Genomic DNA, 12,930 nt, shown 5'->3' with positions numbered 1-12,930 from the left:
ATACTTATGAATCACTATTCGCTGATCTGCTCAAAACCAAGAGGCTTTGTTTTTTTAAATATCGCCGCAAAAATCAGCGCCCCGATAAAATACATCACCAACTGTATACCCAGCGCGACAATCACCTGGGAAAATGTGGGGTTAAACTGCTTCTCCAGATCTTCATTTTGTTTTGCCATCGCCTCAGCTATTTTCTCGTCGTCCATATGAAGGCTCCTGAGCATATCCGCTGTTTTTGAACTGATCATTTCCTTCATCCTTACCGGGTATGTCGTATCGATATATTTCCCAAACGCCAGGGTAAAGAGATAAACAATAACAGCGGACACCATAAACATTACAAAAATATGCAGCAGCGCTTCACTAAACGTCCAGTAACCGCCCACTTTTTTACGCATATCAAGACACAAAGCAATGCTAATTGCTAATCCAATAAGTAATTGAAAACCCAGCATTATAAATGATCCTTGCATATCCGGCAGGATATAATTCATAACCAGAAAGATTACAATACTAACTCCGGCCATAATAAAGCCGTTCTTAATGGATTCTTGTTTGATGTTTATCGGTGCGTTGGTCGTTTCCATATCTTGTTGAACATTAATTAATGTTAAAATTAGCAATTAAGGTGTAAACCGCAACATCAAACGCTTTATTATTGCTAAACTCTTCCAGCTCCATTATAATTTTATCATCTGGCTTAGGCTGGTGGAAAAACACCATAAAAGGAACAAACAGCTCCTCCATCTCCTCACCCAGCTCGATCATCCCCGCATGGCTGCAGATGTCTTCTACACTGCTTTCTACCAGCTGCTGGTTGCTGATCAGGTCCTCATAAATATGAAACTCGTCCTGGAACTCATCCTCCTCTACCAATAAGAACTCTTTCAGGAAATCACCAAGCTCAGGTTTGATCCGTTCATCATGGCACTCATTGATATAAAGCAGCAAGTTTAAGAGTTCAGTACCCCTGTCTATCGTCTCCTCTTCAATATCTGCCCATTCATCCGATTCCAGGTAATCTTCTTCCAGTTTCTTAATGTCACTGGCGAAGAAATTGATCATTAGCAGGTCAAAGAAGACTTCTCTCAGTTCGTCAAACATCGGATGTTCGTCAAACACTTCGTCAAATTCCTCAAGCTTTTCCATAAAGCCCAAATCCTTGCTGAATACCTCTACAAGGCTTTCTTCCAGTTTTACGGAGTCATTACCATTTACTTTGGCAAAGTTATCCAGCGCTGCGATCAGCGCGACTTTTACATGATTATCCATAAGATTGTAGTTGTTTGTTGTTATAAACCAGCTGCACTTTGCCAGTCAGTGTTTTATTTAATAACGGCGAATTTGCCGATTTTGAATAGTTCCGGTCTGCATCATATACCCAGCTTGCAGAAGGATCATATACCGTAAAGTTTGCATCAGCGCCTTCGGCAATCACCGGCACCTCCAGTCCCAGCAATTTCCGCGGGTTCAGAGATAGCTTCTCTGCAATCTGCACAGCGTCCAAACCTGCGCTAATCAGCAAAGGCAATACCGTCTGCAAAGCAATGATCCCATAAGCAGCGATTTCAAATTCTACATCTTTAAACTCAATTTCGTGGGGACGGTGCTGCGAAACCACCGCATCGACAGTACCGTCTTTTAAACCGGCAAGCAATGCCTTCACATCAGATTTCGCACGCAAAGGAGGCTTTACCTTATAATTGCTGTCAAAATCGTTAAGCAGTTCCTCCGTAAATACCAGGTGATGTGCCGCGACATCGCAGCTGATCTTTATGCCGTCTTTCTTTGCTTTTCTGATCAGCGCTACCGATCCCGCCGTGGACACCGTACTGATGTGCACCGGTGCGTCATGATAGCCCGCCAAAAATATATCCCTGCTGATGTGCATTTCTTCGGCAAGCGCCGGAATACCTTTCATGCCCAAAAGCACACTGGTACTGCTTTCATTAACCTGCGATTTACCGGCTATCGACTTATTCTCCGGGTAAACCATCAGCAGACCGCCAAAGCCCTGCGCATATTGCAATGCCCTGCTCATAAATCCATCATCCTCAATAGACCTGCCCGCTTCCGAAAAAGCTACCGCACCTGCCCGTTTCATATCAAACAATTCGGCCAGCTCCTTTCCCTCCAGATCGCGGCTTAACGCACCCACCGGATAAACATCTACCAATCCGCCCTTTGCCTTATTGATCACATACTCCACCTCAGCTTTGGAATGGATCACAGGCTTGGTATTTGGCAAAACTGCCAGACCTGTAAAACCACCCGCGCCCGCTGCCGCCATAACCGTTCTGATGTCTTCCCTGGTCTCAAAACCCGGATCACCTGCCGAGCAGTTCAGGTCAAAAAAGCCAGGAGACAGCACAGATCCGGTCCCGTCAAAAACTTCTTCAGCACCTTTTGATTTTAAACCAGCTGCGCCTGCTCCCACCACGGTGATCGCAGTAATCTTTCCCTGTTCTACACGAACATCGCATTTCTTTTGATTGAACTGGCTGTTTGGATCGGCAATGGTTATGCCCCTGAGGAGAAGGTTCATGTTGTTTGTATATTTTTATTAAAAAATCTGATCAGTAGTATTTCCATCGCTAAAAAAACAACACTTAAAATTATACAAAGTTTCCATAACTCCGTGCTGTTATTTTTTGCGGCTATATTCAGTGACATGGCATCTTTTCTTGAGTTGAAGACCGATATCTTTTGTTTGCCAAACAAGCCCTCCAATTCCCGCTCTGTTGCGTAATGCATATCCGATTCCGTCCGGTTGTCATTAAAAGCGACAACGGCCAACGTGGAATCGGCTTTCTTCAGCTCATAGAACCCGGATTTTTTGACCTGGTCAGCCACATAAAGCAATGTCCTGCCGGGTGTTTGTCTTATCTCAGGGATCACCTCAAAGTCTGCCGACACCAGTTTCAGCGACTGGTTTGCCAGTAAGCTGATCTTTTCCATTCCGATCAGGTTGTCCTGACCAATGGTATGAAAGAGCGGCCGTTCCCTGGCACCGGAAAAAGCGACTTTATACATCAAGGGTACAAATACAGGGTGCCTTGGCAAGTTGCCGTCTTTCAGGCTCAGTGAACTGGCAGATAGATATATTTTCCCGGCACCAACAGTATATTTAGCAAACAATGAACGGTTTAATGGCAATTGAAGGATACTTTCCCTGCTGGTCCGGCTCCCGTCAGCATAGCTGAAATATCTGGACACCACAGGCAGGTCCATATTTTTTGGAATCTGATCAAACACATCCTTAAATATCTCGCTCTTCAGGTCAATGGTAGTGGCGATAGGCACACCCGTTTGGAGCTGCTGTATAGCAGGCAAAGACAAGCCCGTCAGAAAAGGATTGTAAACCGCGGCGCTGACATCCAGATCCGGAAATATCACTACTGAACCACCGTTTTGAACATAGCTTTTCAGTTCCTGCGCCAAACCTGATGACGGCTCCCTGAGCCCGCTTAAAACAATCAGGCCATAGTCCGGGAACGTAGAATATTTGATGTTTGATTCAGGCATTTCCGTCAGCTTAAAATAGCTGTCAGCGCCGAAAAGCGCAGCAATGAATTTATCCGACGGATTTCCGCTGATGTTCAGCACCCTTAGTTCATTGCTTACGTTGAAGCTAAAGTTCAGTTCATCATCAAAAGTCAGCGGAAAATCTTTAATGGAAATGCTTGCCTTTTGCCAGCCTGGTTTCAGCCCGCTAAATGACAGGGTATCGGCCACCGTTTTACCCGCGCCGACGGCCACGTTGCTGATTGCCTTCTGCTGCAAGTTTACCGTCAGTTTTAAGGGTATGCCTTTAGCGTCTTCCTCACCATAATTTTTTAACTGCACCACCATCCGTTCGGTTTGTCCGGGTTTGTGAACGGGCGACAAACTCCAAACGCTGTCCACCGAAATATTGGGCAGACTGTTGGCATTGAGCTTTACGAAATTATACCTGATGGCCTTACCACCTTCTATCTTTGAAAGACCGGCAAAGCTTTTTTGAAAATCTGACAGCAGATAGCAAATCTGGTTCCTGCCCGCATTGGCATCAGACTGCATCCTGTTGATGACCTGCTGCAGGTTACGGCTCGTCCCCGAGATCTTTATTTCATCGAGCAGCTGCACAAATTCTTCCTTGCTGACCAATCTCTGGTGACGGCCTTCAAAATCGTTGGTGATCAGCTGAAACTGATCATTCAAGCTATATGCGGCTGCTATTTCTTTCGCCTTGCGTTTGGCCTCGTCCAGTAAACTGCCTTCTTTGTTTACCGTTTCCATACTATAAGAATTGTCTATATAAATGCTCACCGCGTTTCTCAAAGCCGGACTATCGCTGGAATCAGAAGGAAGAAAAGGCCGCGCAAAAGCGAGCACCAGAAATACAATGGCCAGGATCCGGCTCAGCAAAACCAATAAATTCTTTAGTTTTTCCCGGGATGAATTTTGTTCTTTGGCTTCCTTCAGAAACTGTACATTACTGAAATAGACCTTCTTAAATCTTCTGAAATTGAATAGATGAATTACAATAGGAATGGCTATTGCCAGCAGCGCAAAAAGAAAACCTGGGTATAGGAAATTCATTAAAAACCAAAGGTAGAACTTTTAGCTGAATATCTATCTAAACTTTTTCATCGCATCCCAAAGCGCAGCGTCCAGGCGGTACACATCAGGACGGAACTGCAGCCTGCCATTTTCGATCCAGGCGGTACGGTAATTGATCAGGATATCGACATCCTTTTTTACACCAAACCATTTGGGCTTCAGTTTAAACACATTCACCGTATCCGCTTTTTTGGCCAGTTTCTTTTTGTAGACAGCCATGCGTGTAGTGTCTGTTGGCGGCAGGTTCACTTCCATCCGCAGGTCATCATACTGATATTTATCTTTCACCAGATTCTGCGCAAAATTCAGCGGATTCTCTACCCGTACACAGCCATGACTGATCGCCCTGTTGGCCAGCCGGAATGCACTTTTATTATTCGTATCGTGCAGATAAATACTCGATCCGTTTTCAAACACAAACTTAAACTTGCCCAAAGCATTACCGCCCCCCGATCCTTGCTTAAACTGGAAAGGAAGCTTTTCCCTTGGGTATTTATTCCACTGGATCGTATCCGGATCGCCCACCAGCCTGCCTTTATAATACACATTGATGTTGTTATTGGACAAATAATAAGGATCTCTAAGTGCCTGGTAATAGATCTCGCTGCGTGCAATACTCACAGGAATGTTCCATACCGGATTGACCTGTATCGAATTGAACTTGCTCAGCATGACCGGTGTCTCATGATTTTTAGGTTTATCATCCAGCTTGCCGGTTTTTATAAACAGCTTGAGCTGCTCCGCATAATCCTCGTTGCGTGGCCCGCCCACACACACTTTCATATGGGTCACCGTGTCTTTATCATTGAACCAGGTCAGGGAGAAATCCGGGATATTGACCTCCACATATTCCTCGCCCATATCGGGCATTTTCCAGCGCAGGCGCTCCATATTGACCAGCAAGGTTTTTGCAACCGGACTTATCGCGTTTGCATCATCCCTTGCTCCGTCTGCGTTCGGCTTCAATCTGAACTTCGCCAGCTGTTGCTTAAAGATCATGTACCCCTTATCTTTGGGCTGCACATCATTCAGCAGCCTGACCATATTCTCTGTCGCCAGCACTTTACTGATTGAGAGACTGTCCGGACGTGCTACCGGGATGTAATACCTGCTGAATACTTTACGCGGGTTGACTACTCCATAATTGACATAGTTGTTGTATTTGATCAGGCCCTCAGCCGCATTGAGCTCCAGATCTGCAATGACCGGGTAAACCTCTGCGATGTCCTTAAATTTATTCTCTTTGAGGGTTTGCAATAGTTCTTCAATCTGCCGGTACCGGAAAGATTTAGGGTTAAAGCCATGTTCGGGGCTCCGGCTAATATAAGCTGCAAGTGAATCCAGCTGACCATCTGCAAAAAAACGGGTTACCAATACCGGCTCAAAATTATTTGCCTTGTAAAACGCGGTTACTACCTTCGGGTTTGAAAATTTACTTCCAGCGGAGTCCAGATGTTTTTTAAAAAGCACATTGTAAACCGCAGTGTCAAAATCCTTATATAGCTTATTATTAAAATGCTCAGAAAGCACCAGGCCAACTTCGGGTGTGTCTTTAAACCATCTGCAAGAGCTGAACAGGGCTGCAAACAGAAAAATGAGCAATAAGGATCTTTTCAAGGGCAGATAGATTTGCGGCAAATTTAGATGTTATTTTTTTATATTTACTGAAATCAAATTAAGTGCCAGATATCAGCCCAGCCCATTTTTCATTTGCTTTATTTCTTTATTTGACCCGGTTTCTGTATCAGTAGTACTTGCGTTCGTACTGAGTACGCCGTGAGTACGGGGTGAGTACGCCCTGAGTACGCCTTTTCTCTAGAAAAAAGGCGTACTCAGAGCGTACTCAATGTTCAGTTATTGCGTATTCAGTACGAACGCAAGTACTACTCATCTGCAACGCATGACAAGGCAAGCCTGTATGAATAAAAAAAATGAAACAGCCCTTGGCCAGGAGATATACAGCAACTAAAATACAGTATATTTTTAATTTAATGTTTCATTTTATATATTTGCATCTCCTCAAGAGATGCTAGTCATTGTTGATAAGGAACTTAAAATAAAAAAATGAACAATATTTTGAACCATCACTTACATTTGCACCATCGCCTGCTGGCGATGTATATGTAATGTTTTGTACTTCAAAACTTGTTTCCGACCTTTTTATTTCTTGTTCAATCAATAATATCATAAACAGCAAAATTGAAAACACTCAAAATAGCTATCCAGAAATCGGGTAGATTAAACGAAAAATCAGTAGAGATCCTTAAAAACTGTGGTTTATCTTTTGAAAACTACAAAAGCTCATTAATTTCAACAGTTACCAATTTCCCGTTGGAAATCCTATTTCTTCGTGATGATGACATTCCTGAGTATGTACAGGACGGTATTGCCGACCTGGGTATAGTTGGGGAAAATGTAATCGTTGAGGCTGGAGCCGAAGTGACGTATCTCCAAAAACTTGGTTTTGGCAAATGCACGCTGAAGATCGCTATCCCTAATGAAAGCCAGATCACTGACATTTCCCAGTTGGGTGGAAAAGCGATAGCTACTTCCTACCCCGTCATCCTTCAAAAATACCTGGACGAAAACAAAGTAAATGCCGAGGTCAGGATGATCTCAGGTTCGGTAGAAATTGGCCCAGGTCTGGGCCTGAGCGATGCCATCTGCGACATCGTTTCTACAGGCGGTACCTTAAAAAGTAACGGCCTCAAACCTTTTTCTGAAGTGATGAAATCCGAAGCAGTACTGATCGGCAAGGAAGGCTCTGACCTGTTGCCTGAAGTTCAGGAACTGCTGCAGAGGATTCGTTCAGTACTGCGTGCAAAGGAAACTAAATATGTAGTATTGAACGTGGCGAAAAGTAACCTGCAGAAAATAGTTGACCTGCTGCCGGGAGTAAAAAGCCCGACGGTAGTACCTTTGTTTGATGCCGACTGGGTGGCTGTTCATTCGGTCATCGCGGAGTATGATTTCTGGGAAAAGATCAATAGCTTAAAAGCTGCCGGCGCCGAAGGAATTGTGGTCATGCCGATTGAAAAGATCATTGCTTAATTGATAAATTCCGTTAAATTCAGCATTAACTAATAGTTAACACAAAAATATAAGACATTGAAAATCTACAGTTATACAGATTTATCTAAACAAGAAGTTGAAGATCTTTGTTTGCGGCAGCTGGAAGATGACTCCGACATTCAGGACCGGGTAAAAAGCATTCTCGGGACAGTGAAGACCAAGGGCGACGCAGCCTTGTTTGACTATGCCCGGGCTTTTGACCAGGTGGAACTGCAACGTCTGTACATCGATAAAGAAGAGATTGCAGCCATAGCAGCGTCGATACCGGATGATGCGCGCATAGCTATTGACATTGCTTACAACAACATCCGTACTTTTCATGCGGCGCAGGCTGTAAAGGAGGCTAAGATTGAAACCATTCCAGGTGTGACCTGCTGGCGCGAAAGCAGGCCGGTTGAACGTGTAGGCCTTTATATTCCCGGTGGTTCAGCGGTATTGCCCAGTACTTTTCTGATGCTGGGTATCCCTGCAGTGCTGGCCGGCTGCAAGGAGATTGTGGTTTGCTCTCCTCCCCAAAAAGATGGAAAAACCAATTGTTTTGTGGCTTATGTGGCGTTAAAACTCGGGATAGAAAGGGTTTATATGATTGGTGGGGCGCAGGCTATTGCGGCCATGGCTTATGGTACAGAAACAGTTCCTAAGACCTTCAAGATCTTTGGCCCGGGCAACCGGTATGTGACCCAGGCCAAGCAAATGGTGCAGTCTTTAGCGGGCACTGCTATTGACATGCCTGCCGGCCCATCAGAGGTCCTGGTACTTGCAGACGAGACTGCCAATCCGTCATACGTGGCTTCAGACCTCCTGGCACAGGCAGAACACGGTGCTGATTCTCAGTCAATTTTGGTCGCCACTTCAAGAGAGATCATCACCAGTATACTTGAAGAACTTGAGGTACAGCTGGAAAAACTTCCAAGGAAAGAGGTAACTGCCAGAGCGATAGACAATTCATATGCGGTGCTGGTAGATAGCCTGCAGCAGGGAATGGAATTTAGCAATGTGTATGCGCCGGAGCATTTGATCCTGGCAACGGATCATTTTGAGCAGCTGATTCCTTTGATCAGTAATGCGGGTTCGGTGTTTTTGGGGAATTTGACTCCGGAGAGCGCGGGTGATTATGCTTCGGGAACGAACCACACCTTGCCAACCAGCGGGTTTGCAAAGGCATATTCGGGTGTATCGCTGGATTCTTTTGTGAAGAAGGTCACTTTTCAGCACATCAGCCCGCAGGGCCTGCAGAACATTGGCGGCACTGTTGAGGTGCTAGCCGAGGCTGAGGGGCTGAGGGCACACAGGAACGCGATCAGTATACGATTGAAAAAAATAGTTTAAGCATCACGTCATCTCGACAATGGGAGAGATCTCTTGAATAAGAATACCCAATCAAGAGATCTCTCGTTGCTCTCGAGATGACGACAAAGCCATTACAACATGGATATCAATAAATTACAAAGAGAAAACATTAAAAACCTGAAACCGTATTCTACGGCGAGGGATGAATATAAAGGGCAGGCCAGTGTATTTCTGGATGCCAATGAAAACAGTTACGGTTCGCCGCTTTTTAATGAGGAGGATGCTGCTCAGCAAAACTACAACCGCTATCCTGACCCCTTACAACTGGACCTGAAAGACGCGATCAGCAAGATCAAGGGAGTTCCTATTGAAAACACTTTTCTGGGCAACGGCAGTGATGAGGCAATAGACTTGCTTTACCGCGCTTTTTGTGAACCGGGACGGGACAATGTGATCATCCTTCCGCCTACGTATGGAATGTATGAGGTTTCTGCAGGCATCAACAATGTGGAGACGCGCAAGGTCAACCTGCTTCCAAACTTCCAGCTGGACCTGGAGGGTATTGCCGAAGCGATTGACGTCAATACCAAACTGATCTTCATCTGCTCGCCTAATAACCCTACGGGAAATTCGATCATCCGTACGGATATTGAGACCATACTGGCCAATTTTAATGGCCTGGTGGTGATTGATGAGGCTTACATCAATTATGCGAAGCAGAAGACCTTTATCCAGGAACTGACTGAATACCCTAATCTGGTGGTATTGCAGACGTTTTCTAAAGCATGGGGCCTTGCGGCTTTGCGCCTGGGTATGGCTTTTGCGTCCAGGTCTGTGATCGATGTTTTCAATAAGGTAAAACCGCCTTACAACATCAACCAGGCCACCCAGGACATCGCCTTAAAGGCCTTGCAGAACATTGAGCAGGTGAATGAATGGATCAAAATAACTGTCGCAGACCGGGAGCAGCTCAGCAAAGATCTTGCTGAACTGGAGATCGTGAAGAAAGTTTACCCTTCAGATGCTAACTTTGTACTGGTTGAAGTAATTGATGCCAAAGCTACTTATGATGTGCTTGTAGATCAGGGGATCATCATCAGGGACAGGTCTAAAGTGACACTCTGTGAGGGTTGTCTGAGGATTACGATTGGAACCGGTAAAGAAAACGAGATTTTGCTTAATGCGCTTAAGAAGATTTAAAATAAACCGTCATCTCGAACGAAGAGAGAGATCTCTTGTTCATGCTCAATCAAGAGATCTCTCTCTTCGTTCGAGATGACGATATAAATCCGAGATGACGATATAAAATAGAAATAATGAAAAAAGTACTTTTTATAGACAGGGATGGCACACTGATCAAAGAACCTGAGGATGAGCAGATTGATTCTTTTGCCAAGCTGGAATTTTATCCAAGGGCGCTGTATTATTTGTCGCGCATCGCTGCCGAACTGGATTATACGCTGGTGATGGTGACCAATCAGGATGGTCTGGGCACAGAGTCCCATCCTGAAGAAAACTTCTGGCCGGTACACAATTTCATCATGGATACTTTTGCCGGTGAAGGTGTAGTATTTAGTGAGGTGATCATTGATAAGACCTTTGCGCATGAAAATGCCATCACACGCAAGCCAAATACGGGTTTGCTGCAGCATTTTTTAAATGAGCACTATGACCTTGCAAATTCTTTTGTCATTGGCGACCGGCTGAATGATGTGGTATTGGCTAAGAACCTGGGCGCCAAAGCCATCTGGCTGCGCAACAATGACGGTCTGGGTGCTGCTGAAAACTTAGGTAAGGCAGAGGAACTGAGCGAGTATATCGTCCTGCAGACTTCTGACTGGGTGGATATTTATACCATGCTGAGGGCGGGTACACGTACGGTTCATCATGAGCGCAACACCAACGAGACTAAGATCAGTATTGATATTGACCTGGATGGTACGGGTAAAGCGGAGATCCATACGGGCCTGAATTTCTTTGACCACATGCTGGACCAGATTGCCCGTCACGGCAGTGTGGACCTGCGCATTAAAACCGATGGTGACCTGCACATCGATGAGCACCATACGATTGAGGATACAGGTATAGCCTTGGGTGAGGCTTTTGCGAAGGCAATCGGCAACAAGCTGGGGCTGGAAAGGTATGGCTTCTGTCTGCCGATGGATGACTGCCTGGCGCAGGCGGCTATTGATTTTGGCGGCCGGGCCTGGATTGTCTGGGACGCGGAGTTTAAGCGTGAAAAGGTGGGCGATGTGCCTACAGAAATGTTCTATCATTTCTTTAAATCTTTTAGTGATGCGGCCAGATGCAATCTGAACATTAAAGCGGAGGGAGACAATGAGCATCATAAGATTGAGGCGATCTTTAAGGCTTTTGCCAAGGCGATAAAAATGGCGATAAAAAGGGATGCGGAGAAGCTGGTGCTTCCGAGCACTAAGGGGGTATTGTAACTGGCTCCAGTCGTCATTGCGAGAAGCTTTTCGCGACGAAGCAATCTCCATACAAGTATTGGATTGCTTCGGTTCCTCGCAATGACGAAGTGTAAAAAATGACGGATATAATAAAGTAAACGAATGATTGGAATTGTAAACTACGGAGCGGGTAATATTTTTTCGCTTACATCAGCTCTGGACAGGCTGAAATTGCCTTACGGCATGATCAATGAAGAGGCTGACCTCGATAAATATACGCACATCGTCATTCCGGGTGTGGGGCACGCAGGTGCAGCCATGAAAAAACTGGAGCAAACCGGACTGGTCGGACCGATCAAAGCATTAAAAAAACCGGTGCTCGGGATTTGTGTAGGCATGCAGCTCCTGACGGCACATTCTGAAGAAGGAGATGCAGACATGATGAACATTGTGCCGGTCCGTACGAAGTTGTTTGACAAGGATCAGGGGATTAAAATCCCGCACATGGGATGGAATAATATCGCCCATAAAAACAATTTGTTATTTGAAGGTGTTGAAAATCTAACACAATTTTACTTTGTGCATTCGTACTTTATTGAATATAACCCTACTTTTGACATCGCAACTGCGGACTATGGCATGCCATTCTCTGCGGGGGTACAAAAGGATAATTTCTATGGCGTGCAGTTCCACCCTGAGAAATCGGGCATCGCCGGAGAGCGTTTATTAAAGAATTTTTCAAATTTATAGATCAGCGGCTTAATGGCTGATGGTTTTAAACTTAAAATACAAGATGTACATAATTCCTGCAATTGACATATTAGATGGTAAAGTTGTCCGCCTGAGGGAAGGTGACTACGACCAGAAAACGGTTTATGATGTTTCTATCGCTGATATGATAGATACTTATAAATCTAATGGTACAGAATTTATACATATTATCGATTTAAATGGCGCAAAGGGCGATTTTAGCAATCAAAAGGAACTCTTTGACATCATCAAGAAAACAGACATGCGGGTGCAGTATGGCGGCGGGATCAGGACCATTAAGCAGGTAACCGATCTGCTGGATGCGGGCATCCACCGGGTTATTGTAGGTACACAGGCAATCACCAATCCTGATTTTCTGAAAGAACTGAGCACCGAGGTCGGCAAAAAATACGATTACGCGAACAGGATTGTCATCGCGATCGATGTGCTGGATGAGGTGATCAAGTACAGCGGATGGATGGAAAGCTCGCCGATAAAACTCATGGATTATGTGGACAAGTGTCTGCAGCTGGGCTTTTTCAGGTTCCTGTGCACGGATATCAATAAAGATGGTAAACTGGGCGGTGCGGCTGTTGACCTGTACCGTAAACTGCTCGACCACTCTCCTTTCATCAAGCTGATCGCTTCTGGCGGGGTAAGCTCGATGAAGGATATTGAGGAGCTTGCCGAACTGGACATCAGATCGGTAGTGGTCGGAAAGGCCATCTATGAGAACAAGATCAGCATCGACGAGATCAAACAATGGAACCTGCGACAAATGACATCGCTGTAACAGGATGCTGAA

The 12,930-nt window shown here is 45.2% G+C and carries 11 protein-coding genes; 6 read left to right on the top strand and 5 right to left on the bottom strand.

Features of this window, described 5'->3' with window-relative positions; translation table 11 throughout:
* Positions 1 to 14: 14 nt before the first annotated feature.
* From QEP08_RS01860 to QEP08_RS01840, 5 genes are read right to left on the bottom strand one after another with little or no spacing between them, the layout of a single operon-like run.
* Positions 15 to 587, bottom strand: coding sequence for a DUF4199 domain-containing protein (locus QEP08_RS01860; RefSeq protein WP_285055096.1), 573 nt, complete (start codon positions 585 to 587; stop codon positions 15 to 17).
* A 13-nt stretch (positions 588 to 600) separates the two neighbouring features.
* On the bottom strand, positions 601 to 1,272 hold the full coding sequence (locus QEP08_RS01855) for a hypothetical protein (protein WP_285055095.1): 672 nt from the start codon (positions 1,270 to 1,272) through the stop codon (positions 601 to 603).
* Positions 1,265 to 2,545 (bottom strand): dihydroorotase, encoded by a 1,281-nt coding sequence (locus QEP08_RS01850; RefSeq protein ID WP_285055093.1) that lies wholly within the window; start codon positions 2,543 to 2,545, stop codon positions 1,265 to 1,267. Before QEP08_RS01850 ends, QEP08_RS01855 begins: the two co-directional genes overlap by 8 nt.
* Positions 2,542 to 4,581 carry a vWA domain-containing protein gene (locus QEP08_RS01845; protein WP_285055091.1) on the bottom strand — a complete coding sequence of 680 codons (2,040 nt, stop codon included), beginning with the start codon at positions 4,579 to 4,581 and terminating at the stop codon, positions 2,542 to 2,544. Before QEP08_RS01845 ends, QEP08_RS01850 begins: the two co-directional genes overlap by 4 nt.
* 33 nt (positions 4,582 to 4,614) lie before the next feature.
* Positions 4,615 to 6,219: a L,D-transpeptidase family protein gene (locus tag QEP08_RS01840; protein ID WP_285055090.1), complete on the bottom strand. Its 1,605-nt coding sequence runs from the start codon at positions 6,217 to 6,219 to the stop codon at positions 4,615 to 4,617.
* Between the two features lie 582 nt (positions 6,220 to 6,801).
* Between QEP08_RS01840 and hisG the strand changes: the two genes are divergently transcribed.
* From hisG to hisA, 6 genes are all read left to right on the top strand, one after another.
* Positions 6,802 to 7,653, top strand: coding sequence for an ATP phosphoribosyltransferase (gene hisG, locus QEP08_RS01835; RefSeq protein ID WP_285055088.1), 852 nt, complete (start codon positions 6,802 to 6,804; stop codon positions 7,651 to 7,653).
* A gap of 57 nt (positions 7,654 to 7,710) precedes the next feature.
* Positions 7,711 to 9,003, top strand: coding sequence for a histidinol dehydrogenase (gene hisD / locus QEP08_RS01830; protein WP_285055087.1), 1,293 nt, complete (start codon positions 7,711 to 7,713; stop codon positions 9,001 to 9,003).
* A 99-nt stretch (positions 9,004 to 9,102) separates the two neighbouring features.
* Positions 9,103 to 10,164 carry a histidinol-phosphate transaminase gene (hisC, locus tag QEP08_RS01825; protein ID WP_285055085.1) on the top strand — a complete coding sequence of 354 codons (1,062 nt, stop codon included), beginning with the start codon at positions 9,103 to 9,105 and terminating at the stop codon, positions 10,162 to 10,164.
* 116 nt (positions 10,165 to 10,280) lie between these two features.
* On the top strand, positions 10,281 to 11,414 hold the full coding sequence (hisB, locus tag QEP08_RS01820; protein ID WP_285055083.1) for a bifunctional histidinol-phosphatase/imidazoleglycerol-phosphate dehydratase HisB: 1,134 nt from the start codon (positions 10,281 to 10,283) through the stop codon (positions 11,412 to 11,414).
* 123 nt (positions 11,415 to 11,537) lie between these two features.
* On the top strand, positions 11,538 to 12,125 hold the full coding sequence (gene hisH / locus QEP08_RS01815; protein WP_285055082.1) for an imidazole glycerol phosphate synthase subunit HisH: 588 nt from the start codon (positions 11,538 to 11,540) through the stop codon (positions 12,123 to 12,125).
* A 43-nt stretch (positions 12,126 to 12,168) separates the two neighbouring features.
* Positions 12,169 to 12,918: a 1-(5-phosphoribosyl)-5-[(5-phosphoribosylamino)methylideneamino]imidazole-4-carboxamide isomerase gene (gene hisA / locus QEP08_RS01810; protein WP_285055080.1), complete on the top strand. Its 750-nt coding sequence runs from the start codon at positions 12,169 to 12,171 to the stop codon at positions 12,916 to 12,918.
* The last annotated feature ends 12 nt before the right edge of the window (positions 12,919 to 12,930 follow it).

It is taken from the genome of Pedobacter ginsengisoli, from assembly GCF_030244015.1.
Taxonomy (GTDB): domain Bacteria; phylum Bacteroidota; class Bacteroidia; order Sphingobacteriales; family Sphingobacteriaceae; genus Pedobacter; species Pedobacter ginsengisoli.
The sequence above is the reverse complement of the archived record's forward strand: the minus strand, read 5'-3'. Positions and strand labels throughout refer to the sequence as shown.